Origin of the sequence: Streptomyces sp. A0642, from assembly GCF_004795105.1 — a bacterium.
GTDB lineage: Bacteria > Actinomycetota > Actinomycetes > Streptomycetales > Streptomycetaceae > Streptomyces.
Window position 1 is genome coordinate 97,419 of the sequence record NZ_SSBL01000003.1, and the last position, 20,714, is coordinate 118,132.

Below are 20,714 nucleotides of genomic sequence, written 5' to 3' on the forward strand. Positions count from 1 at the left end.
CAATGACGGTGACAGAGGACGGCCCGGAGATCGCGCCCGGAATCGAGGAGTTCGGTCCGGGAATCGACCCGGAGCGGCTGGCCGTCTGCCTGAGCGTGCTCGACGAGCTCGACTCCATCGAGGTCGACCACCCGGACGCCATCGCCGTACGCCGCGCCACCGCCGGGATCTACCGCACGGTCAAGCAGCGCCGCCGCCAGGAGCGACGCGCCGCGAAGACCGCGCACGACAAGGCCGTGACCGAGGCGACCGCCACCGGGTCGGCCGAGCGCATCGACGACGAGACCCAGGGCGTCCTGCCGTCGTCCTCCGCCGCCTCCGAGATCGCCGGCGTCCTCCAGCGGCCGAGGTCCTGCTACATCTGCAAGACGCGGTACGTCGAGGTCGACGCCTTCTACCACCAGCTCTGCCAGGACTGCGCCCGCGAGAACCGCGCCCGGCGCGACGCGCGCACCGACCTCACCGGGCGCCGCGCGCTGCTCACCGGCGGCCGCGCCAAGATCGGCATGTACATCGCGCTGCGGCTGCTCCGTGACGGGGCGCACACCACCATCACCACCCGCTTCCCCAACGACGCGATCCGCCGCTTCAAGGCGATGCCGGACAGCGACGAGTGGATCCACCGCCTGAAGATCGTCGGCATCGACCTGCGCGACCCGGCGCAGGTCGTGGCCCTCGCCGACTCGGTGGCCGCCGAGGGGCCGCTGGACATCCTCATCAACAACGCCGCACAGACGGTCCGCCGCTCCCCGCAGGCGTACAGCGAGCTGCTCGGCGCCGAGTCCGCCCCGCTGCCCGCCGGGGAGCTGCCGGCCGCCGAGGTGATCGGCACCTTCGGCAGCGGCACCGTCGAGCGGGTGGCCGCGCTGCCCTCCGCCCGCAAGGAAGGGCTGAGCGCGCAGGACGTCACCGAGCTGGCCCTGGTGACCGGTTCGGCGTCGCTTGAGCGCATCGCCGCGGGCACCGCGATCGACGCCGGCGGGCTCGTCCCGGACCTGCACCACACCAACAGCTGGGTCCAGACGGTCGACGAGGTGGAACCGATCGAGCTGCTGGAAGTCCAGCTCTGCAACTCGACCGCGCCGTTCATCCTGATCAGCCGGCTCCGTCCGGCCATGGCCGCGACAGCCGCCAAGCACTCCTACGTGGTCAACGTCTCCGCGATGGAGGGCGTTTTCGGCCGTGGTTACAAGGGCGCCGGCCACCCGCACACCAACATGGCGAAGGCCGCGCTCAACATGCTGACCCGCACCAGCGCCCAGGAGATGTTCGAGAAGGACGGCATCCTGATGACCGCCGTGGACACCGGCTGGATCACCGACGAGCGCCCCCACCCCGACAAGATCCGTCTCGCCGAGGAGGGCTTCCACGCCCCGCTCGACCTGGTCGACGGCGCGGCGCGGGTCTACGACCCGATCGTCCGCGGTGAAGCGGGCGAGACGATGTACGGCTGCTTCCTCAAGGACTACGCCCCCGCGAACTGGTAGCACTCCGCGCCGCCGGTAGCTCTCCGGACCCGGGGCGTCGCGTTCGGTCGCCGACCCGGCCCGGGATACTTCCCGGGCCGGGTCTTTTCCATGCGCAGTGGCTGAAAGTGACCCAGGGCACACGTTCCATCGAGCATAGGCGCGCTCATTTGGTTACTCTGAGGGGAACGGACGCCACCAAGGGATCCAACGAAGCTTCCTCGGCCGTCCTGGGACAGGCTCGTCAACCGAGTCGCCGTCCCGTCCCGTACCCGGCGCCACCGCGACCGAACAGAACATGCCCTGCCCTGCACCACAGGCGGTCGACCACCGGCTATGACGCCGGTACGTCGGATACGCCGAGGGCTATGCGACACGAAGGAGTGCGCGGTGACGACACCAGAACTGACGAAGCACGAGCAGCGGACAGCCGATCGGCACGGAGAGCGGGCCCGCAGGCCCGAGAAGCTCCGGAACATCGAGGTCTGGGCGAGGTCCGCACCGATCCGGCTGGCCGGCTACGAGGACGATCTCGCCGAGCCGCACATCCTGCCCGGCATCGACTGAGTGCTTCACCACCCAGCTCCGGTCCGTACCCCGCACGGGGGCGGGCCGGAGCTCGGTCGTGCCGCGTCCAAGGGGCATGCCGCGCGCCGCGGAGGTCACGCCGCGTCCGCCCCGCGAGGGCGGCCGGGACCCGGCCCCGGCGGGACCGGGCGCAGGAACTCCCGCACGTAGGTGCGGTGCCACCAGCACCCGGTGGCCCGCAGCTCGCGCCACGTCGTGAACCGGTAGCGGTACACCCGGGCGCGGACGTGGGCCGGCGGCCGGGCGGGGAACGGGTTGTCGCGCAGCAGCCGCAGGGTGTCCCGGTCGTTCTCCAGCAGCCGGTCCACGAACGGCCCGAACCACGGCCGGGCGTACGCGGGCGAGAGCGCGGCGAACCACATCATCCAGTCGAGCCGCAGGTGATACGGGGCGAACTGGCGCGGCAGCCGTCGTGGATCGCCCGGCTTGCCCCGGAAGCCGTACTCCCGCCACACCGTCCCCGGGTGGATCACCTGCTCGTCGGTGCCCTCGACCACCACCTCCATCCGAACCCGGCTGATGCTGCCGAACGCGCCGTACGTGTTGACCAGGTGCAGCGGGTCGAAGGAGCGGTTCATCACCTGCCGGCGCGCGACCAGATTGCGGGCCGGGCGGTAGCTCAGGAACACGACCAGCGCGGTGACGGCGAAGACGGTCACCTCGTACCAGAGGGGCGCGGCGGCCTGCTCGGGCGGCTCGGCGGCCAGGGACCAGTCCATGGCCGGCAGGGCGAGGGCGATCGTCAGCCAGTTGAGCCAGGCGAAGTTGCCCGACAGCACCAGCCACAGCTGCGTGAGGACCATGAGCGCCGCCGCCGCGCTCGCCACCGGCTGCGGGGTGAAGAGCAGCACCGGCACGAGCAGCTGGGTCACATGGTTGGCCGCCACCTCCACCCGGTGCACGGGGCGGGGGAGGTGGTGGAAGAACCAGCTCAGCGGGCCCGGCATCGGCTGCGTCTCGTGGTGGAAGTCCAGGCACGTCAGCTTGCGCCAGCACGCGTCGCCCCGCATCTTGATCAGTCCGGCGCCGAACTCCACCCGGAACAGCACCCAGCGCAGCAGCCACAGCACGAGCACCGGTGGCGCCGTCTCCGCGTTGCCGAGGAAGACGGCGAGGAAACCCGTCTCGAGGAGCAGGGACTCCCAGCCGAAGCCGTACCACGTGCTGCCGATCTGCACGATCGACAGGTACAGCGCCCAGGGCAGGGCCCACAGGACCATGGCCCCCCACAGCGGCAGGAGACCGTCCGCGCCCGCGAGGAGTGCGACGGCCAGCGCACAGCCGCTCCAGGCGACCCCGGCGAAGAACCGGTCGGAGTAGTGGAGGCGGAAGAGGCCCGGTGCGGTGCGCCATCCCGTGCGCCGCAGGAGCGCGGGGGCGGGCAGCATGCCGCGCTCGCCGATCAGCGCCCGGAACTGGAGCGCGGCGGTGAGGAAGGCGGCGAGGTAGATGACGGCCAGCGTCTTCTGGAAGAGGAGCCGGCCGAGCCAGTAGCCGTCCGCGGTGAACCAGTCCATCGCTTCCAGTATCGGCCCGCCCCCGCTCCCGGCGCGTCAGGTCCGGTGGGCGCGTCCGTCCGTGACGATGCGGCGCAGGGTGTCGCCGAGCCGGCGTGCGTACCAGCGCTGCGCCACCGGCACGAGCGGCCCGGCGAGGCGCGTGTACCAGCGGGCGGGCCGGCTGAACGCCATCACCGTGAAGAAGACCGTGCCGTCGTCCGCGAGCTCGGCCACGAACGACTCCTCGCCGCACTCCGGGTGTCGGGCGAGCGTTCCATAGGCGAAGCCGATGCGTTCCGGGCCGTACTCCGCCCAGACGACCTGGCACGGCGCGCTGAACACGAAGGGCCCGGCCCCCAGCGCCACCCGGACGGACGCGCCGGGTTGGGCGCGGGGTGCGGAGGCGCTGACCCGGGCCCCGGAGAGGCGGTGCATGCGGAAGGCGGTGACGGCGGCGCCCGCGGCCTCGAAGTCCGCGCGGCCGTGTCCGACGCGGGTGCGGTGGTGCAGGTGGTGGTAGCCGTCGGGGAGCGGCCCGAGCCGGGTGGCGCCCGCCTCGGGGTACGTGAGGGTGTTCATGCGGTCCTTCCTTCATGGGCGGGGCGGAGGTTCAGACGCTGCCAGGCGAGCACCGAGCAGAGCGCGAAGCCCAGCGCGTTGCCCACGCCGTGCGTGGCGGCCATCCAGGCCAGGGTGGGGTGCGGGAGGCCGGTGGCCTCGCCCAGGGCCCAGCTCAGCGCGAGCACCATGGTCCCCGCGAGCACGGCGGCCGAGACGGTGAGCAGCACCCGGGTGGTCCGGTCGCGGGCCGCGGGGCGGACCGTGCGCCAGGTCAGGAAGGCGACGGTCCACATGCCCGCGGTGAGGACGACCGCCCCCGCCAGTTCGGCCCGGTCGCCGATGAAGTATCCGATCAGGACGAGCAGGGTGCCCAGCGGCACGCTCAGCGCCGCGAACCGCCCCGCCGGTCCGTCGGCGACGCGGGAGACCAGCCCCGCGACCAGGGCGGCCGCGAACCCGGCGAAGTGGAAGTGCGGCACGGTGAGCGCCAGGATCCCGAGGCCGAAGCCGAACAGCGGATGCCCCGACCGCTCGGCGACCAGCGCGGTGGCGGCGACGGCCGGGGCCAGCAGAGCGGTGAGCAGGGCGACCTCGGCGGGTGCGGTGCGCCACGACCGCAGGGGATCAGGGCGCCGGACGATGCGGGCGAGGGCGTGCAGGGCGAGGAGTGCGGCGCCGAGTCCGTAGCCGAGGGCCAGGGTGGTGGCGGCGGGGCCGCGTGGCAGCCAGAGGGCGACGGCCCCCGGCACGGCGAAGACCGGCCACAGCCGCCGTGTCCGGTCCAGCTCGGGGGCGTCCGCCAGTCGCAGACCGGTGGGCACGATGACCAGCATCCCCGCCATCACGATCAGATCCACCAGGACCGGCATGCCCCACCCCCGTCTTGAACACGTTCAACTGCGTCGGTGCCGACTCTAAAGGCTTACTTGAACGTGTTCAAGTCCTCGGTCGCCCCTGTCGCTCGCCGACGCCCACACCGTGCGGCTCCGGCTTGCGGGGGAGGGCGAACTGCGGCAGACATGAGAGGAGCACCGGGACCGGTGACCAGGCAGGAGACCCCTTCGTGCACGCACCGATACGCATGCGCCGCGCCGCACTCGCCGTACTGTCCGCCGGCATCCTCGTGACCGCCGGCTGTGCACGGGTGACGGCGGGCGGCGGCCAGGGCACCGGGGCGGCGTCCGAGGAGGTGCTCCTCCAGCCGGCCGCTTCCCGAGGGCCCGATCCCTTCACCCGGTCGACCGCGGAGGCGTCGGGCACCGCCCCCGCCGCGCCCCGTACGTCTGCGCCGGGCACCGCCACGCCCGGCGACGTCGCCCCCCGCACCCTTCCGGGATCGACCCCCGGCCTCTACGGAGCCACCCGTTCCGTGGCGTCCTGCGACGCCGGACAGCAGATACGCCTCCTCGCGGCCGACCCGGCCAGGGAAAAGGCCTTCGCGCGAGCGGCAGGCGTGCGCCGCGCGGGCGTCCCGGACTTCCTGAGGAGCCTGACCTCCGTCGTCCTGCGCGCCGACACCCTGGTGGACGGCCACGGCTTCCGCGCGGGCTCCGCCACCACGTTCCGCTCGGTGCTCCAGGCCGGAACCGCCGTGATGGTCGACGACCACGGCCTCCCACGCGTCCGCTGCGCCTGCGGCAACCCGCTGAGCCGGCCCAGCGGTGCGGCGGACGCCGGGGGCGGGAGGGGGGAGGAGTGGAGGGGGTACGACCCGGCGCGGATCGTCGTCGTCGCGCCCGCCGCGAAGGCCCTCACGGGTCTGGTCGTCGTCGACGCCGACCACGACAGCTGGATGGTGCGGCCGGCCGGCGACGAGGGCGCCAGGGATCGCACCCCCGAGGTGCCGCCGCCCTACGCCCCGGACACCGACATCACCGGGCCTCTTCCCCGCGTACCGCCGTCGAAGCCGAAGCCGAAGCCGTCGAAGAAGCCGAAGAAGTCGGTGGCGCCCACGCCGTCGCACTCGGCCCCGCTGCCCGGGGACTGCCTGACGCCGATCGCCCCGACCCCGCCCGGCGAGGCCGTCGCGGCGACGGAGGAGCCCTCCGGTGCGCCGGCGCCGACGGACTGCCCGACGCCGAGCGGTATGCCGTCGGACGGCGCCACGGACGAGCCCACCGACGCCCCGGCGGACCCCGAGGAGCCACCGGGTCTGGAGCCGCCGATGACGGACGAACCGCAGACGGCCATCGAGTTGCCGTGGCGGGAGGGCGAGGGCGAGGAGGGCGTCTTCGAGCCCGTCGGGGACAGCCCTCAGGGCCTTGCCGCTATGCGGTGAGACCGGCGAACGCCTCCGTCGTGAGCTCCTGGAGCTCGGTGAACGGCACGTCGCGGAGACGCTGCGTGAGCCCCCAGCGATGGCCGAAGGGGTCGAGCAGCTGGCCTTCTCGTTCGCCCCAGAAGGCGTCGCCCAACGGACGGACCACGGTGGCCCCGGCGCCGACGGCACGCTGCCAGGCGCCGTCCACATCGTCGGTCCGCAGGTAGACAGCGCCGTACGTGCCCCCGAAGTGCTGGGGCCCGAAGGACTCCATCTCGGGGAACTCGTCGGCCAGCATCAGGGTGAGCGGCCCGATGCGGACCTCGACGTGGATCAGCCGTCCGCCGGGCACCACCGGTCCGGGGAGCTCTGTGGCCCCGAAGGCCTGGCAGTACCAGGCGGATGCCTCCGCAGCGCCGCGAACGGTCAGGTGCAGGGTGCTGGAGCTGAACGACATGGGATTTCCTCCGGGATCGCGGTACGGCCGTTGGGGGCGGCGGCATCCGAGCGCGCCGACGTCCCCCTGTTCGACGGCGTTGCCGGCCGCGTTGTCAGGCCCCGGCCGAGGCGCGCCCGTCAGCTGCCCCACGGCCGGAGCTTGTCCGGGTTACGGACGGCCCAGATGCGTCGGATGCGGTCCTCGCCGATGTCGAACGCGTACACGGTCAGCACCTGGCTGCCGTCCACGGCGACGAGCCCCGGCTGGCCGTTGACGGTGCGCTCCAGCAGATCGAGCCGGCCGGCGAGATCCGCCAGGCGCACCAGGAACTCCGCAACCCGGAGGTGGCCCTGGACCGGTGCCGGCGAGGCCATCGCGCGACCCCCGCCGTCGCCCACGGCGACGACGGACGGGTCGAGCAGCCGTACCAGGGCGTCCACGTCCTTGGCCTGCCACGCCCGCCGGAACTCACCGACGACGGCGGAACGCCGCTGCGCCCCCACGTCGGGGGTGCGGGCGGCGGCCACGCGCCGACGACCCGACGAGGCGAGCTCGCGGCAGGCCCCCGGCGTGCGGCCGACGATCTCCGCGACCTCGTTGAACGGCACCCGGAACACGTCGTGCAGCATGAAGGCGACGCGTTCGGCGGGTGTCATCGCGTCGAGCACGACCAGGAACGCCATCTCGACGGACTCGTCCAGCGTGATGTGGTCGGCGGGGTCCGTCGCCGTCGATCCGTGGGAGAGCGCGCTCCATTCGGCCCGGGCCGGCAGAGGTTCCGGAATCCACTCACCGACATACCGCTCACGGCGGATACGCGCCGAGCGGAGCTGATCCATGCAGATCCGGCTCACCACCGTGGTCAGCCAGGCCGCCGGATTCGCGACGGCGGCCCGGCGCTCGGCAGGCTGGGCGAACCAACGGGCGTACGCCTCCTGGACGGCGTCCTCCGCCTCGGTCAGTGAGCCGAGCAGCCGGTAGGCGAGATTGGCCAGGTTGCGCCGCTCCGACAGGGGCGGCACCTCCCCGGGACGTGCCGGAGCGTTCTCGGTCCCGCCTGTGATGTCCATCCGGTCCATTCGTTCAGGCCCTTCGCTCGCCGCGTACGCATCTTCCCCCCGGTACGACGGATCAGGCGGCGCCGATGTCAGACGGCGACGGATGTGGCCGCCGCCCTGACGATCGAGGCCGCTGCCGCGTCGATGGGGTGTCGGCACAGTGGCCGGATCACACAGGTGACCGCGTGCCGGCCGTACGCCTCAGGACATCGCGGCAGGAGAACGCATCATGACCAGGATCGGCATCATCATCGGCAGTACCCGGCCGCGACGGATCGGCCCGCAGGTGGCCGGGTGGGTCCACGAAGTCGCGGCGCGGAGGTCCGACGCCGCGTTCGAGCTCGTCGATCTCGCCGAGTTCCGGCTTCCGCTCTTCGATCAGGAGGTTCCTCCCGCCATGGGCGGAACCGGCGGCCCCGGCGCACAGGCCTGGGTCCGCACCGTCGACGCCCTCGACGGGTTCGTGTTCGTCACGCCGGAGTACAACACCCAACTGCCCGGCGCGCTCAAGAACGCCATCGACTTCGTCCACGCCGGCTGGGCCGACAAGGCCGCCGGAATCGTCTCCTACGGGGTCGTCGGCGGCACCGGGTCCGCGGCCCAGCTGCGGCAGCTCTGCGGCCCGCTCGGACTCGCCGACGTGCCGGCCCAGGTCTCCCTCCATCTGGCCACGGACTTCCAGGACTTCACGGTGTTCACTCCGGGCGAGTCCGGGGCGCGCTCGCTGGACGCCTTGCTCGACCGCCTCGTCGCCTGGACCACGGCGCTCGAGCCGGTACGGAGCTCCCGTGCGGCGGTCGTGTCATGAGCGAGTCGGTGACGGGGGAATCGGCCGAGCTGAGGGACCGGGTCGGGATCGAGGCGCTCCGCGCGGAGTTCACGGACGCGGCGATGATGAACGACCACGACCGGCTCGCCTCGCTCTTCGTGCCGGACGGCGTGGTCCGCATCCCGGACGCCGGCATCGAGGCCGTCGGCCGCGAGGGCATCCGGGCCCTCGGGCGGCAACGCGAGGCGGGCTTCGAGGTCTTCGTCCAGACGGTCCACCCCGGGGTCGTCCTCCTCTCGGGAGACACCGCGACCGGCCGTGCCTGTCTCTGCGAAGTCATCCGGATCCGGGGTGGCGCCTCGCACGTCAACTACGGGATCTACCACGATCGTTACCGGCGAACCCCGGATGGCTGGCGCTTCACCGAACGTACGTACGAGATTCGCTACAGCGATACGACGCCACTCGCCGGGACTCCTGGCGGATGACCTCACTCCTGGGTGGGCAACCAGTTCCCATGGAGCCCGAGCGGGACCCGCACCGGGATCCGCACCCGGGCCACCGGGCCGGATGCGGGATCATCGGCGGGGATCACGAGGAGCCAGCTGCTGTCGTCGGTGCGGTCGGTGGCGTACGTCATCCAGTGGCCGCCCTCGCCGGGCGCGGTGCCCGGCGAGGGGGCGAAGACCGGCTCGCCGACGGACAGATCCCCGGCCCGCCACACCGCACTCGACCCCGACGCGTCCCTGCCGTCGTACCAGCGCAGTGCGTCGAACTCGCCCGGGAGGAGATCCGGGTTCCCGGAGTCCGCCGCCACCGCCAGCTGTCGGTGCCGTCGGCCGATCAAACGGTCGTCCGTGCGCGGGAGTTCCATCCTGGCGTCGTCCAGCATGGTCCGGTGCATCGTGCCCGCCACGGGATCGATGACCGCGCGTACCAGACCGGAGTCGTTGGGGCCCCGCGAAGCGTCGGGCGCGCCCAGGGAGAGGCGGGACCACTGCACGTAGTCCAGCACCACGTCACCGCCGTCCGGCTCGGTGTCGTACGCGTTGACCGTGTGCCACAGCCAGAAGGCCTCGTCGGACGCCCATCGCACCGGCCCTCCGTCGCGGGGGACCAGAGCCACGCGGGTGCCGCGCTCCGGCCGCCAGTCGATCATGGATCCACCCCTCATCGCGGCGGCGAAGTCGAAGAACACCGGCGCCAGCACGATCACGAGGTACCGGGCGGTGAGCGCCATGTCGTGGATCATCATCGGTTCACCGACGCCGTCTATCACCGTGGGGCCGCGGACGACGGAGCCGCGGGGATCGATGGCCGCCCAGGTGAGGTAGGGCGGTTCGAGGCCGTAGCAGAAGACCAGCATCTCGCCGGTGACCGGATCGATCTTCGGGTGTGCGGTGATGCCGGCCGGCAGCGCTCCGCCGAACGTCTCCTTCCCGGCCGTCTCCAGCTCCGGCGTGATCAGGAAGGGGCAGTCGGATTCGGCGAGTGCCAGCAGACGTCCGGCGTGGCGCACCACGTTGATGTCGGGAAGATCCCGGAGCGTACCGGCCAGCTCCGGTGCCACGTCGGGCACCTGAGGCATGATCATGGACTCGATTCCGCCCCACAGCGCCCGTCCCGCGCGCTCCTCGGCCAGCACGGCGGGTGTGCGGACGAAGCGATTGCGGTAACGGGCCTGCCCGCCGGAGATCCACACCCCGTGCAGCATGCCGTCCCCGTCGACCGGATAGAGGAACGAACCGATCGGGCTGAAGCGGGGATTGGGCCCGTTGCGCAGGAACAACCCGTCGAGTTCGTCCGGAAGTTCGCCCACCACCTGCAGTCCGGCCTCGTCGACCTCTTCGGTCACCGGGGCGAAGCGGCCGGACAGATGGACGACGCGGGCCGGGTCGAATGCGTGCTGGGCCTGTGCGGTCATGGTGGCCTCCCTCACCGGGCGTGTGACCACTGCACCTGGAACGTGCCGATCCTTCATTCAATCCCCGGCCGGGGTCCGCCGCAAAGCGGGCCGGGGCCGCGTGGATCTGGCTGCACGGCGGGCCCGGCCGGGGGCGCGGAGATCCCGCTGCACGGCGGGCCGGGGACGCAGAGATGCGCCGGTCCGCGGTCGGCTTCACCATGGAGGAAGCGGCAGGGTGCCGTGGGACATGCCCCGGAGGTGTCCGGTGGCTCAAACCAATTCCGGGCGGCGGACCGGGAATCTGTTCTACGCGTTCGCCCCGTGGATCATCTTCGATGTGATCGCGGCCCCCAGTACCTGGGAGTTCGCCGCACTGGCGGGCCTCGTGGCCTCGGTGGTGCTCAATCTCCCCGACCTACGCCGGGGTTCCTTCAAGGTGCTGGAGGTCGCCGGCATCGCGTTCTTCGCCGTGCTGAGCCTCCTGGCGCTCTTCCTGGACCGCCAGGATCTCCTCTGGCTGGAGAGGTACGCCCAGGTCCTGTCGAGCTCCGTGATCGCGGTGGTGGCGCTGGGCTCGCTGGCGTTCGTTCCGTTCACCGAGCAGTACGCGCGCGAGACCACGCCTCGCGAGGTGTGGGGATCGCCGGCCTTCCGGCATGCGAACCGGGTGCTGACCCTGCTCTGGGGAGGGGTCTTCGTCGCCACCGCGCTGCTGGGCCTGCTCGCGGTGCACACCTCGTCCGGCGCGGACTGGTTCAACTGGGTCATCCCCGCCGCGCTGTTGGTCCTCGCGGTCCGGTTCACGGAGCGCTATCCGGACCGGGTGCGCGAGCGGTCCCGGAGCATGTCCGCCGGACCGTGACGACGAGGCCCCCGGGTCTCCCGTTCAAGGGAGACCCGGGGGCCTCGTCGTCACGGAGTCGTCAGTTGCCGGGCTCCGAGGCGTCCAGCATGGCGTCGCGCTCCACGACCTTCACCCGTTCGCGGCCCTGGGCCTCGCCGAGCGCCCGCTCGTGTGCGTCCAGGCGGTACCACCCCTCGCGGGTGGTGTAGCGGACGCCTCGGGACTCCAGGAACTCGGTCACGGCCGCCGGATCGGGCTGAGCCGGGGCGGGCAGCCTGCCGGTGGTGTGGTCCTCCAGCAGGCAGGCGACCGTCTCGTTGGCGTCGCCCTTCGTGTGCCCGATCAGGCCGATGGGGCCGCGCTTGATCCAGCCCGTGACGTACACCGACTCCATCGGCTCGCCGCCGGCGAGCACCCGCCCCGCGGCGTGCGGAACCGTGCCGGACGCGACGTCGAACGGAAGCTTGGGCAGCTCCTGCGAGTAGTAGCCGACCGCTCGGTAGACGCTCTGCACGTCCCAGTCGTGGAAGCGGCCGGTGCCCTTCACGTTTCCGGTGCCGTCCAGCTCGGTGCGCTCGGTGCGCAGGCCGACGACCCTGCCGTCCTCGCCGAGGATCTCCACGGGGGACTCGAAGAAGTGCAGGAAGAGCTTGTGCGGGCGGTCGCCGACGTCGCGGATGGCCCAGTTCTCCAGCGTGGAGGCCACCATGTTGGCCTGCTTGTTCCCGCGGCGGGTCTCGATCGAGCCCGCGTCGTAGTCGATGTCCTCGGGGTTGACGATGACCTCGATGTTCGGGGAGTGGTCGAGCTCCCGCAGCTCCATCGGGCTGAACTTGGCCTGGGCGGGGCCGCGGCGCCCGAAGACGTGCACCTCCAGCGCCTTGTTGGCTTTCAGGCCCTCGTAGACGTTGGCGGGGATCTCGGTCGGCAGCAGTTCGTCGGCGGTCTTGGCGAGGATGCGGGCGACGTCCAGAGCCACGTTGCCGACACCCAGCACGGCGACCTTCTCGGCCTCCAGCGGCCAGGTGCGCGCCACGTCCGGGTGCCCGTCGTACCAGGAGACGAACTCGGCGGCGCCGTGCGAGCCGTCCAGGTCGCTGCCCGGTATGTCGAGGGCGCGGTCGGCGTCGGCGCCGGTGGAGAAGATCACGGCGTCGTAGAAGGTCCGCAGCTCGTCCAGACCGATGTCGTTCGGGTAGTCGACGTTGCCGAAGAGCCGGATCTGGGGCTTGTCCAGGACCTGGTGAAGGGCCTGCACGATGCCCTTGATCCGCGGGTGGTCGGGGGCTACGCCGTAACGGATCAGGCCGAAGGGCGCGGGCATCCGCTCGAACAGGTCGATGGAGACGCCCGGGGCGGCGGCGGCCTCGGATTTGAGCAGCGCGTCCGCTGCGTAGATCCCGGCGGGGCCGGCTCCGACTATGGCTACGCGGACGGGGCGTGTCATGGAGGGCTGTTCCTTAGGACGGGCGAGCAGGGGCGGGGCGGGCCGTGGTAAGGCTTGGCTTACTCCGCCCCGACGCACACGTTAGCCGCTGTCCCTGCCCGCTTTCGGAGCGGGTCGGCGTTCTGCGGCGATATCCGGTGCCCCGCACCTTTGCCCGCCCCGGGAATCCCGCGGAATCACCGGGGAAACGCCCACGCCGAGCAGCTCGGAAATGTGTTCCATCGCACGTTCACCTGGTGGACGGCTCGCTCGAAGAATCGGACAAATGATGGCAGAGTTACCCGCATGGATGATCGGGTAACGCGTGCCCTGTCACTCCCGGACGACTGGCCGGCCCACCCGGACCTCAGTCTCGCCCTGAACCGCATGGGCAGCTTCGACTGGGATCTCGACAGCGGCCTCATGCACATGGACCAGGCGGCCCTCGACGTGTTCGACATGCGGGCCGACGAGTACGACGACAAGCCGACGACGCTCGCGGCGCGGGTCCCGCCGGACGAGAGCATGCGTCTCGACGCCATGGTCACCCAGGCGCTCAAGTCCGGCCGGAGCAACTACGGGGCCTACTTCCGCATGGTCCGGCGTGACGGCACCCCGCAGTGGACGCACACCCAGGGCTTCGTCCGCCGCGACGCCACCGGGCGCCCGCGCCGCATCATCGGCATCATCCGGGACGCCACCCAGGAACTGGCCGAGTCCACCGCCCGGCGCGAGCTGGACGAGGAGCGGAGGCGGCAGACCAGTCTGGTGGACGCCACGACGGCCGCGCTGGCCCACGCCCGTACCGTCAAGGACGTCATCGACGTGCTCAAGAACTCCCAGGGGCTGGCGCACCTGGGGGCCACCAGCCTGGTCATGGGACTGATCGAGGCCGGGCGCATCCACCTCGTGGCCGACGGGCCCGAGGGAGCCTTCGTGCCCGGCACCCGGTACACGCGGACGGACGAGCAGTACCCCATGAGCGAGGTCGTGCGCACGCTCGGCCCACGCTTCATCGAGTCCGCCGAGGACTTCGCCGCTTCGTATCCGGTCCTGTGGCCCCATATCAGCCACCTCGGCATCACCTGCGCGGCCTACCTGCCGCTGATCGCCCAGGCGCGCCCGATCGGCGCACTCGGGCTGCTCTACAGCGACAAGAACGGGTTCACCGGCGACGAGCGCAATCTGCTGCTCGCCCTCGGCAGCTCCATCGCCCAGAGCCTCCAGCGCGCCATGCTGTACGAGCAGGAGCACGACCTCGCCGAGGGGCTCCAGCAGGCCATGCTGCCGCGCCGCGTCCCCGAGGTTCCGGGCGCGGAGATCGCCGTGCGCTACCGGTCGGCGAGGCTCGGCCGGGACATCGGCGGCGACTGGTACGACGTCATCCCGCTGCCCGGCGGCCGGGTCGGCGCCGTCATCGGGGACGTCCAGGGCCACGACACGCACGCCGCCGCCGTCATGGGACAGCTCCGCATCGTGCTGCGCGCGTACGCGGCCGAGGGCCACAGCCCCGCGACCGTCATGGCGCGGGCCTCCGTCTTCCTGCACGAGCTGGACACCGACCGCTTCGCGACCTGCATCTACGCCGAGACCGACCTGACCACCGGGGTGGTCCAGATGGTCAGGGCGGGCCACGTCGACCCCCTGGTGCGCGACGCCGACGGCAGCAGCCGCAAGGTCCTGGTCGAAGGAGGGCTGCCGCTGGGGCTCTCCGCCGAGTTCGGGCGGCTGGAGTATCCCGTCAGCACGGTCGAGCTGGACCCCGGGCAGACCATGGTGCTGTTCACCGACGGCCTGGTGGAGCTGCCGGGAGCCGACCTCGACGAGGGCGTGCACCTGCTCACCGCCATGATCGGGAACGGCCCCCAGGACCTCCAGCGGCTGGCCGACCGGCTCTGCGCGTCGGTCGACGAACGCGGCGGGGAGGACGACGTGGCCGTGCTGCTGCTGCGCCGCAAGGCCGCCCATGCGCCGCAGCCCGGCGGCCGCCTCCAGCAGCACGTGGCGCAGAACGACCCGGAGGCGCTCAGCTCGGCGAGACACATGATCCGCGCGGCGGTGCGCGCCTGGGGCGCGAAGGGCCGGGCCGACGAGGTGGAACTCGCCGCCGACGAGCTGACGACCAACGCCCTGATGCACACCGACGGCGGTGCGATCGTCACCATCCGGGTGCTCACCGGGCCGGAGCGCCGTCTGCGCGTCGACGTCGAGGACCGCTCCAGCGCACTGCCCCGCCGCCGGGACGCGGGCGACGCGGGGGTCTCGGGCCGAGGTCTGATGCTCGTCGACCGGCTGGCGGACGCCTGGGGCGTCGAGTCCCGCGGCACGGGCAAGTGCGTCTGGTGCGAATTCGTCATCCCGCCACGCGACTGATCCGGTGAAGGGGGCCTGCGTCGGCGGGGAGAGAGCACTACCCGCTAGTAACAGAACGTAACATGTCTGTCCTTGACCGTAACCGACCGCGAGAGATTGACTGCGATCTGTCAGTCTTCGTCTTCCATGACATGAGGACCCGTTGGGCACTGAGCTACTGGCACCTCTCGATCTGGCCTTCTGGCACCTCGAGTCCGACGCGCACCCCATGCACCTGGGCGCGCTCGCCGTCTTCGCGCCGGGCGGTGACCCGGCGCCCGGCCCCGACGGACTTCTCGAGTTGCTCGGCACTCGGGCCGCCGCGATCCCCCGCCTGCGGATGAGGGTGCGCGACGTGCTCCTGCCCGTCGGGGGAGCGGCGTGGTCGGTGGACAAGGACTTCGACGTCCACCGGCACGTCAAGCGGGTGCGCCTGTCCGAGGCGGCGACCGCCGGTGAGGGCGAGGCCGGTTTCATGACGGCGGCCACCCTGCTGGCGGGCGAGCTGATGGAGCAGCCGCTGCGCCGCGGCCTGCCGCCCTGGCAGATGTACCTCATCGACGGCGCCCCGGACGGCCCCTTCGCCGTGCTCGTCAAGCTCCACCACGCGCTCGCCGACGGCATGCGCGCGGTCGCCATCGGAGCCGGGATCTTCGACGAGATCGCCTCGGTCACGGGCCGGAGCCGGCCGGGACCGGCGGCCGGGCGGGTCCGCCCCGTGCCACCGCGCTCCTGGATGCCCGGCCCCCGCCAGGTCGCCGGAATCGCCCTCGGCCGGATCGAGGACCTCGGCCGGGCCTTCGGCGTCGGCGCGTCACTGGTACGCGCGAGCCGCCTCGACCTGCGCGGCGCACCGGCCCTCAGCGCCAGCTCCTCCGGCACCCGGCGCCTGGCCACGGCCGACCTCGACCTCGAAGCCGTGCGGCGCATCCGCCGGGCGGTCGGCGGCACGAGCAACGACGTGCTGCTCGCGGTCGTCGCGGGCGCGCTGCGCCGCTGGATGCTGGAGCGCGGCGAACCCCTGCCCGGTTCCGACCCGCGCGCGCTGGTCCCCGTCTCCCGGCGCCGCCCGGTCGGCGCGGCCGCGGCCCACGGCAACCGGCTCTCCGCCTATCTGCTGGGCCTCCCCGTCTCCGAACCCGACCCCTGGGAACGGCTGCGGGCCGTCCGCGGGGCCATGGACCGCAACAAGTCCGCCGGTCCGCTGCGCGGGGCCGGCGCGGTCGCGGTCCTCGCCGACCAGCTGCCGTCGCTGGCCCACCGCTTCGGCGCGCCCCTCGCCGGGAACGCCGCCCGGATGCTCTTCGACGTGCTGGTCACCAGCGTGCCGCTGCCGCGCTCGGCCCTCTCCCTCGGCGGCTGCCCGCTGCGCGCCCTCTACCCGATGGCACCGCTGGCCCGCGGCCAGTCCCTGGCCGTCGCGCTGACCACGTACGGCTCAACGGTGCAGATCGGGCTGGTGGCCGACGGCAAGGCACTGCCCGATCTGGAGCGGCTCGGGCGGTGCGCCGAGGAGGAGGTGGCCGGTCTGCTCGCGCTGCTCCCCCTGGGCTGACCCGGTTATAGATCGGACGGATAACCGGAATGTTCCGAGCCTTCTCCTTTCGCAGGTGTTGACGCACCCAAGTGATCCGATGAATATTCGCTGTGTGCAGGAAGCGATCTTCGGGGAGGGCGGCGGCCACATGCGGCGCAACAGGCTGGGAAACAGCACGGTCGAGGTCACCCAGCTGGCGTTCGGGGCGGCCGCCATCGGCAATCTCTTCAGCGCCGTGGAGCCCGCGCAGGCCGCCGCCGCCGTCGATGCCGCCTGGGACGAGGGCGTCCGCTACTTCGACACCGCGCCGCACTACGGACTCGGGCTCTCCGAACGACGGCTCGGCGAAGCCCTGCGCGGCCGGCCCCGCGACGCGTACGTCGTGTCCACGAAGGCGGGCCGCGTGCTCGACCCGCTGCCCGATGCCGGGGACGCCCCGGCCGCAGCGCTCTCCGAGGGCTTCGCCGTCCCCGCCACGCACCGCAGGCGCTGGGACTTCAGCGCCGCCGGTGTCCGCCGCAGCATCGAGGACAGCCTGGAACGCCTCGGCCTCGACCGCATCGACATCGTCTACCTCCACGACCCGGACGACCACGCGGAAGCCGCATTCGGTGAGGCCTACCCCGAGCTGGAGAAGTTGCGGGCCGAAGGGGTGATCGGGGCCATCGGCGCCGGCATGAACCAGACCGCGATGCTCACCCGCTTCGTCGTCGAGACCGACGCCGACGTGGTGCTGTGCGCCGGCCGCCACACCCTCCTCGACCAGTCCGCGCTGAACGATCTGCTGCCCGCGGCGGCTGCCCGCGGCCGCAGCGTCGTCGTCGGCGGTGTCTTCAACTCCGGCCTCCTCGCCGACCCGCGCCCCGGCGCCCCGTACGACTACGCCGCCGCACCGCCGCACCTCCTCGACCGGGCCCTGCGCCTGAAGGCCGTCGCCGAGGGCCACGGCGTGCCCCTGCGCGCCGCCGCCCTGCACTACCCGCTCGCCCACCCCGCGGTCGCCTGCGTGCTCGTCGGCACGCGGTCACCCGACGAGGTGCGCGACGCCGCCGCCCTCCTCCGCCGGGAGATCCCCGACGCCCTCTGGGACGACCTGCGCGCCGAGGGCCTGCTGACCGAGAACGGACACTGACATGCGTATCGCCCTGCACACCAAGGTCCGTGCGGACCGCATAGCCGAGTACGAGGCCGCGCACCGCGAGGTCCCCGCCGAACTCACCCGGGCGATCCGCGCGGCAGGCGCCACCTCCTGGACGATCTGGCGCAGCGGCACCGACCTGTTCCACGTCATCGAGTGCGACGACTACGCCCGGCTCCTGGCCGAACTCGAGCAGCTCCCCGTCAACGTCGCCTGGCAGGCCGGAATGGACGAACTCCTCGACGTCTCGCACGACTACTCCTCCCACGGCGCCGAAGCGGGCCTCCCGGTCGCCTGGGAGCTGTGAGATGACCGGCCGCCCCCGCATCGTCGACGCCCATCACCACGTATGGGACTTGTCGGTACGTGACCAGGACTGGATCACCGGGGAGGAACTGGCTCCCCTGCGACGCGACTTCACCCTCGCCGACCTGGAGCCGGAGGCCCGCGCCAACGGGGTGTGCGCGACCGTGCTCGTCCAGACCGTCACCGTCCCGGAAGAAACCCCCGAGTTCCTCGCGCTCGCCCACGACAGCGACCTGGTCGCCGGCGTCGTGGGCTGGACCGACCTCACCGCCCCGGACACAGCCGACACCCTGGCCGCCCTGCGCGAGCTCCCCGGCGGCGACCGGCTCGTCTCCCTGCGCCACCAGGTCCAGGGCGAGGCCGACCCCCGCTGGCTGCTGCGCCCGGACGTCCAGCGCTCGCTGGCCGCCGTGGCCGGTGCCGGACTCGTCTACGACCTGGTGGTCCAGCCCCACCAGCTGCCCGCCGCCGTCCGGGCGGCCGAACTGCTGCCCGGCCTCACCTTCGTACTGGACCATGCGGGAAAGCCTCCCGTCGCCGCCGGGCGGACACACCCCTGGGCCGTTCACCTGCGGGCGCTCGCCGCCCTGCCCAACACCGTGTGCAAACTCTCCGGCCTGGTCACCGAGGCCGACCCGCACGACTGGACCGTCGAAGACCTGCGCCCGTACGCCGCCACCGTCCTCGACGCCTTCGGGCCCGGCCGGCTGATGTTCGGCTCGGACTGGCCGGTGTGCCGGCTCGCGGCGACGTACACCGAGGTCGTCGAGACGGCGCTGCTGCTCCTGGACGGCCTCGCCGACGACGAGAGGGACGCCGTCCTCGCCACCACCGCCGAGCGCGTGTACGGCCTTCGGTAGGCGCCGGGGCGAGGGCTGCGGCAGGCTGGAACCATGCCCGAACTGCCGGAAGTCGAAGCCCTGCGGGTCTTCCTCGACGACCACCTGGTCGGCAGGGAGATCGACCGCGTGCTGCCGCTCGCCATCAGCGTCCTGAAGACGTACGACCCCCCGCTCACCGCCCTGCACGGCGGCACGGTCACCGGCGTCCGGCGGCACGGGAAGTTCCTCGACATCGCCGTCGGCCCGCTGCACCTGGTCACCCACCTCGCCCGGGCGGGATGGCTCCGCTGGCAGGACGGCTTCCCCGCCGCTCCGCCACGCCCGGGCAAGGGCCCCCTGGCCCTGCGTACCGTCCTCACCACCGGCGACGGCTTCGACCTGACCGAGGCCGGGACCACCAAGCGCCTCGCCGTCTACCTGGTCCACGACCCGGCCGAGATCCCCGGCGTGGCCCGCCTCGGGCCCGACCCGCTCGACCCGTCCTTCGACCGGGACGCGTTCGCCTCCCTACTGGAGGGCGAACGGCGTCAGATCAAGGGCGCCCTGCGCGACCAGTCGCTGATCGCCGGCATCGGCAACGCGTACAGCGACGAGATCCTGCACGTCGCGAAGATGTCCCCGTTCAAACTCACCGCGCACCTCACCGACGAGGAGATCACCACGCTCCACACGGCGCTGCGCACCACGCTGAACGACGCCGTCGCCCGCTCCAGCGGCCTGGCCGCGGGACGGCTCAAGGCGGAGAAGAAGAGCGGCATGCGCGTCCACGGGCGCACCGGCGAGGCGTGCCCGGTCTGCGGGGACACCATCCGCGAGGTGTCCTTCAGCGACTCCTCGCTCCAGTACTGCCCGACCTGTCAGACGGGCGGCAGAACACTCGCCGACCGCAGACTCTCCAAGCTGCTCAAATAGGGCGCTCGGCCCCTCGTCCTCGGCCGCCCCGCTCAGCGGGTGAGCCGCAGGAGCGGTTGCCGCCCCGACGCCGTGCGCACCTCGAACCGGTCGATGGCCCCGGGCCGCAGGGCCGCGCCGCCGCTCACCCGCAGCGGTTCACCGCCCGGGCCGGCCGACGACCAGGTCGCGACGGTCTCCTCCTCCCCGTCCCGACCCACCGCGACCAGCGCGCACACCCCCCGCTCCGGCGCCCCCGACACCTCCAGGCCCACGTCGGCGCCCCACTCGCGCGCCCCCGCGATCACGACGGCCGTCATCCCCGAGCCCCGGTCCGTGGCCGTCCACCGCTCGGCGCCCGGGCCCCCGCCGGGAAGGGCGAACGGCGCCCCGACCGCGAGCACCACGGCAGCCGCTCCCAGGGCGCTCCGCCGTCGCCGTGCTCTGACCCGCCCGGCCGCGACCGCCCCCACGGCCCGCCGCACCAGCTCCGGACCGGCGGCCACCACGGGGTCGACGCCCGGCGGTGTCAGCCGGGCGTACCGTCCGAGGACGGCCGCCACCCCGCCGAACTCCACCATCCCGCCCGCACACAGGGGACAGCCCTCCAGATGCTCCTCGAAACGGAAGGCGTCGGCGGGGCCGAGGACGCCCAGGGCATAGGCGCCGACATCGCGGCGGTGCTGCGGGCTGCACATGCCCTCCCGTACGGAAACAGCCCGTGAATCACTCACCACCGCCCCTCCGCGTCGGCTCGCGCAGCCCTCGGGCCGGCCGGCTCCCGGGGGCGGCGTCGCGGGGCCGGGCGCGCGCTCCCCCAACCTTCGGCTTC

20 protein-coding genes are annotated in these 20,714 nt (G+C 72.5%); 12 read left to right on the forward strand and 8 right to left on the reverse strand.

The genetic code is table 11. The features are described from left to right. Positions 1-2 precede the first annotated feature (2 nt). Both E6R60_RS07530 and E6R60_RS36605 read left to right on the forward strand, forming a co-directional pair. Positions 3-1,487, forward strand: coding sequence for an SDR family NAD(P)-dependent oxidoreductase (locus E6R60_RS07530; RefSeq protein WP_136325653.1), 1,485 nt, complete (start codon positions 3-5; stop codon positions 1,485-1,487). Between the two features lie 369 nt (positions 1,488-1,856). Further along, positions 1,857-2,033: a hypothetical protein gene (locus E6R60_RS36605; protein WP_168713559.1), complete on the forward strand. Its 177-nt coding sequence runs from the start codon at positions 1,857-1,859 to the stop codon at positions 2,031-2,033. 95 nt (positions 2,034-2,128) lie between these two features. Here E6R60_RS36605 and E6R60_RS07535 read toward each other — a convergent pair whose 3' ends face one another. Genes E6R60_RS07535 through E6R60_RS07545 form a run of 3 tightly spaced genes read right to left on the reverse strand, consistent with a single transcriptional unit; the run spans position 2,129 to position 4,983 of the window. Further along, positions 2,129-3,571, reverse strand: a complete 1,443-nt coding sequence (locus E6R60_RS07535; protein ID WP_136325654.1) for a lipase maturation factor family protein — start codon at positions 3,569-3,571, stop codon at positions 2,129-2,131. 36 nt (positions 3,572-3,607) lie between these two features. Then, entirely contained in the window at positions 3,608-4,132 is a 525-nt protein-coding gene (locus E6R60_RS07540; protein ID WP_136325655.1) for a DUF1990 domain-containing protein, read from the reverse strand. Then, positions 4,129-4,983 carry a YndJ family protein gene (locus tag E6R60_RS07545; protein WP_136325656.1) on the reverse strand — a complete coding sequence of 285 codons (855 nt, stop codon included), beginning with the start codon at positions 4,981-4,983 and terminating at the stop codon, positions 4,129-4,131. The genes E6R60_RS07540 and E6R60_RS07545 overlap by 4 nt, the downstream gene beginning before the upstream one ends. Positions 4,984-5,177: 194 nt before the next feature. Between E6R60_RS07545 and E6R60_RS07550 the strand changes: the two genes are divergently transcribed. Continuing rightward, complete coding sequence (locus E6R60_RS07550; RefSeq protein WP_240802439.1) at positions 5,178-6,392, forward strand: DUF6777 domain-containing protein; 1,215 nt, start codon at positions 5,178-5,180, stop codon at positions 6,390-6,392. On the opposite strand, the gene E6R60_RS07555 is transcribed toward E6R60_RS07550, so the two are convergent. Beyond that, complete coding sequence (locus E6R60_RS07555) at positions 6,382-6,831, reverse strand: VOC family protein (protein ID WP_136325657.1); 450 nt, start codon at positions 6,829-6,831, stop codon at positions 6,382-6,384. The genes E6R60_RS07550 and E6R60_RS07555 overlap by 11 nt on opposite strands. 119 nt (positions 6,832-6,950) lie before the next feature. After that, positions 6,951-7,883 carry an RNA polymerase sigma factor SigJ gene (gene sigJ, locus E6R60_RS07560; protein ID WP_136325658.1) on the reverse strand — a complete coding sequence of 311 codons (933 nt, stop codon included), beginning with the start codon at positions 7,881-7,883 and terminating at the stop codon, positions 6,951-6,953. Between the two features lie 217 nt (positions 7,884-8,100). Here sigJ and E6R60_RS07565 point away from each other — a divergent pair, with 217 nt between their 5' ends. Both E6R60_RS07565 and E6R60_RS07570 read left to right on the forward strand, forming a co-directional pair. Next, entirely contained in the window at positions 8,101-8,679 is a 579-nt protein-coding gene (locus tag E6R60_RS07565; RefSeq protein WP_136325659.1) for an NAD(P)H-dependent oxidoreductase, read from the forward strand. Further along, positions 8,676-9,128 carry a nuclear transport factor 2 family protein gene (locus tag E6R60_RS07570; RefSeq protein ID WP_136325660.1) on the forward strand — a complete coding sequence of 151 codons (453 nt, stop codon included), beginning with the start codon at positions 8,676-8,678 and terminating at the stop codon, positions 9,126-9,128. Before E6R60_RS07565 ends, E6R60_RS07570 begins: the two co-directional genes overlap by 4 nt. A gap of 2 nt (positions 9,129-9,130) precedes the next feature. Here the strand turns inward: E6R60_RS07570 and E6R60_RS07575 are convergent, their stop codons facing one another. Beyond that, entirely contained in the window at positions 9,131-10,564 is a 1,434-nt protein-coding gene (locus E6R60_RS07575; RefSeq protein WP_136325661.1) for a carotenoid oxygenase family protein, read from the reverse strand. A 247-nt stretch (positions 10,565-10,811) separates the two neighbouring features. Between E6R60_RS07575 and E6R60_RS07580 the strand changes: the two genes are divergently transcribed. Continuing rightward, entirely contained in the window at positions 10,812-11,408 is a 597-nt protein-coding gene (locus tag E6R60_RS07580; protein WP_240802440.1) for a hypothetical protein, read from the forward strand. A 61-nt stretch (positions 11,409-11,469) separates the two neighbouring features. Here the strand turns inward: E6R60_RS07580 and E6R60_RS07585 are convergent, their stop codons facing one another. After that, the gene (locus E6R60_RS07585) at positions 11,470-12,837 is read right to left on the reverse strand and encodes an FAD-dependent oxidoreductase (protein ID WP_136325663.1); all 1,368 of its coding nucleotides are present in this window, start codon (positions 12,835-12,837) and stop codon (positions 11,470-11,472) included. A gap of 285 nt (positions 12,838-13,122) precedes the next feature. On the opposite strand from E6R60_RS07585, the gene E6R60_RS07590 reads away from it, so the two are divergent. The 6 genes from E6R60_RS07590 to E6R60_RS07615 all read left to right on the forward strand — a co-directional run bounded on the left by E6R60_RS07590 (position 13,123) and on the right by E6R60_RS07615 (position 19,903). After that, positions 13,123-15,189, forward strand: coding sequence for a SpoIIE family protein phosphatase (locus E6R60_RS07590; RefSeq protein ID WP_136325664.1), 2,067 nt, complete (start codon positions 13,123-13,125; stop codon positions 15,187-15,189). Positions 15,190-15,331: 142 nt separating this feature from the next. Beyond that, positions 15,332-16,723: a wax ester/triacylglycerol synthase family O-acyltransferase gene (locus E6R60_RS07595; RefSeq protein ID WP_136325665.1), complete on the forward strand. Its 1,392-nt coding sequence runs from the start codon at positions 15,332-15,334 to the stop codon at positions 16,721-16,723. A gap of 130 nt (positions 16,724-16,853) precedes the next feature. Beyond that, entirely contained in the window at positions 16,854-17,837 is a 984-nt protein-coding gene (locus E6R60_RS07600; protein ID WP_136326002.1) for an aldo/keto reductase, read from the forward strand. Position 17,838: 1 nt separating this feature from the next. Next, positions 17,839-18,150 carry an L-rhamnose mutarotase gene (locus E6R60_RS07605; protein ID WP_136325666.1) on the forward strand — a complete coding sequence of 104 codons (312 nt, stop codon included), beginning with the start codon at positions 17,839-17,841 and terminating at the stop codon, positions 18,148-18,150. Position 18,151: 1 nt separating this feature from the next. Beyond that, positions 18,152-19,009 carry an amidohydrolase family protein gene (locus E6R60_RS07610; RefSeq protein WP_136325667.1) on the forward strand — a complete coding sequence of 286 codons (858 nt, stop codon included), beginning with the start codon at positions 18,152-18,154 and terminating at the stop codon, positions 19,007-19,009. A gap of 33 nt (positions 19,010-19,042) precedes the next feature. Then, positions 19,043-19,903: a DNA-formamidopyrimidine glycosylase family protein gene (locus tag E6R60_RS07615; protein ID WP_136325668.1), complete on the forward strand. Its 861-nt coding sequence runs from the start codon at positions 19,043-19,045 to the stop codon at positions 19,901-19,903. A 32-nt stretch (positions 19,904-19,935) separates the two neighbouring features. Here E6R60_RS07615 and E6R60_RS07620 read toward each other — a convergent pair whose 3' ends face one another. Beyond that, entirely contained in the window at positions 19,936-20,616 is a 681-nt protein-coding gene (locus E6R60_RS07620) for a zf-HC2 domain-containing protein (protein WP_240802441.1), read from the reverse strand. Between the last annotated feature and the right edge of the window lie 98 nt (positions 20,617-20,714).

Coding starts and splice junctions, on each gene's coding strand:
- E6R60_RS07530 (WP_136325653.1), top strand. CDS start 3: ATGACGGTGACAGAGGACGGCCCGGAGATCGCGCCCGGAATCGAGGAG.
- E6R60_RS07535 (WP_136325654.1), bottom strand. CDS start 3,571: ATGGACTGGTTCACCGCGGACGGCTACTGGCTCGGCCGGCTCCTCTTC.
- E6R60_RS07540 (WP_136325655.1), bottom strand. CDS start 4,132: ATGAACACCCTCACGTACCCCGAGGCGGGCGCCACCCGGCTCGGGCCG.
- E6R60_RS07545 (WP_136325656.1), bottom strand. CDS start 4,983: ATGCCGGTCCTGGTGGATCTGATCGTGATGGCGGGGATGCTGGTCATC.
- E6R60_RS07555 (WP_136325657.1), bottom strand. CDS start 6,831: ATGTCGTTCAGCTCCAGCACCCTGCACCTGACCGTTCGCGGCGCTGCG.
- sigJ (WP_136325658.1), bottom strand. CDS start 7,883: ATGGACATCACAGGCGGGACCGAGAACGCTCCGGCACGTCCCGGGGAG.
- E6R60_RS07565 (WP_136325659.1), top strand. CDS start 8,101: ATGACCAGGATCGGCATCATCATCGGCAGTACCCGGCCGCGACGGATC.
- E6R60_RS07570 (WP_136325660.1), top strand. CDS start 8,676: ATGAGCGAGTCGGTGACGGGGGAATCGGCCGAGCTGAGGGACCGGGTC.
- E6R60_RS07575 (WP_136325661.1), bottom strand. CDS start 10,564: ATGACCGCACAGGCCCAGCACGCATTCGACCCGGCCCGCGTCGTCCAT.
- E6R60_RS07585 (WP_136325663.1), bottom strand. CDS start 12,837: ATGACACGCCCCGTCCGCGTAGCCATAGTCGGAGCCGGCCCCGCCGGG.
- E6R60_RS07590 (WP_136325664.1), top strand. CDS start 13,123: ATGGATGATCGGGTAACGCGTGCCCTGTCACTCCCGGACGACTGGCCG.
- E6R60_RS07600 (WP_136326002.1), top strand. CDS start 16,854: ATGCGGCGCAACAGGCTGGGAAACAGCACGGTCGAGGTCACCCAGCTG.
- E6R60_RS07605 (WP_136325666.1), top strand. CDS start 17,839: ATGCGTATCGCCCTGCACACCAAGGTCCGTGCGGACCGCATAGCCGAG.
- E6R60_RS07610 (WP_136325667.1), top strand. CDS start 18,152: ATGACCGGCCGCCCCCGCATCGTCGACGCCCATCACCACGTATGGGAC.
- E6R60_RS07615 (WP_136325668.1), top strand. CDS start 19,043: ATGCCCGAACTGCCGGAAGTCGAAGCCCTGCGGGTCTTCCTCGACGAC.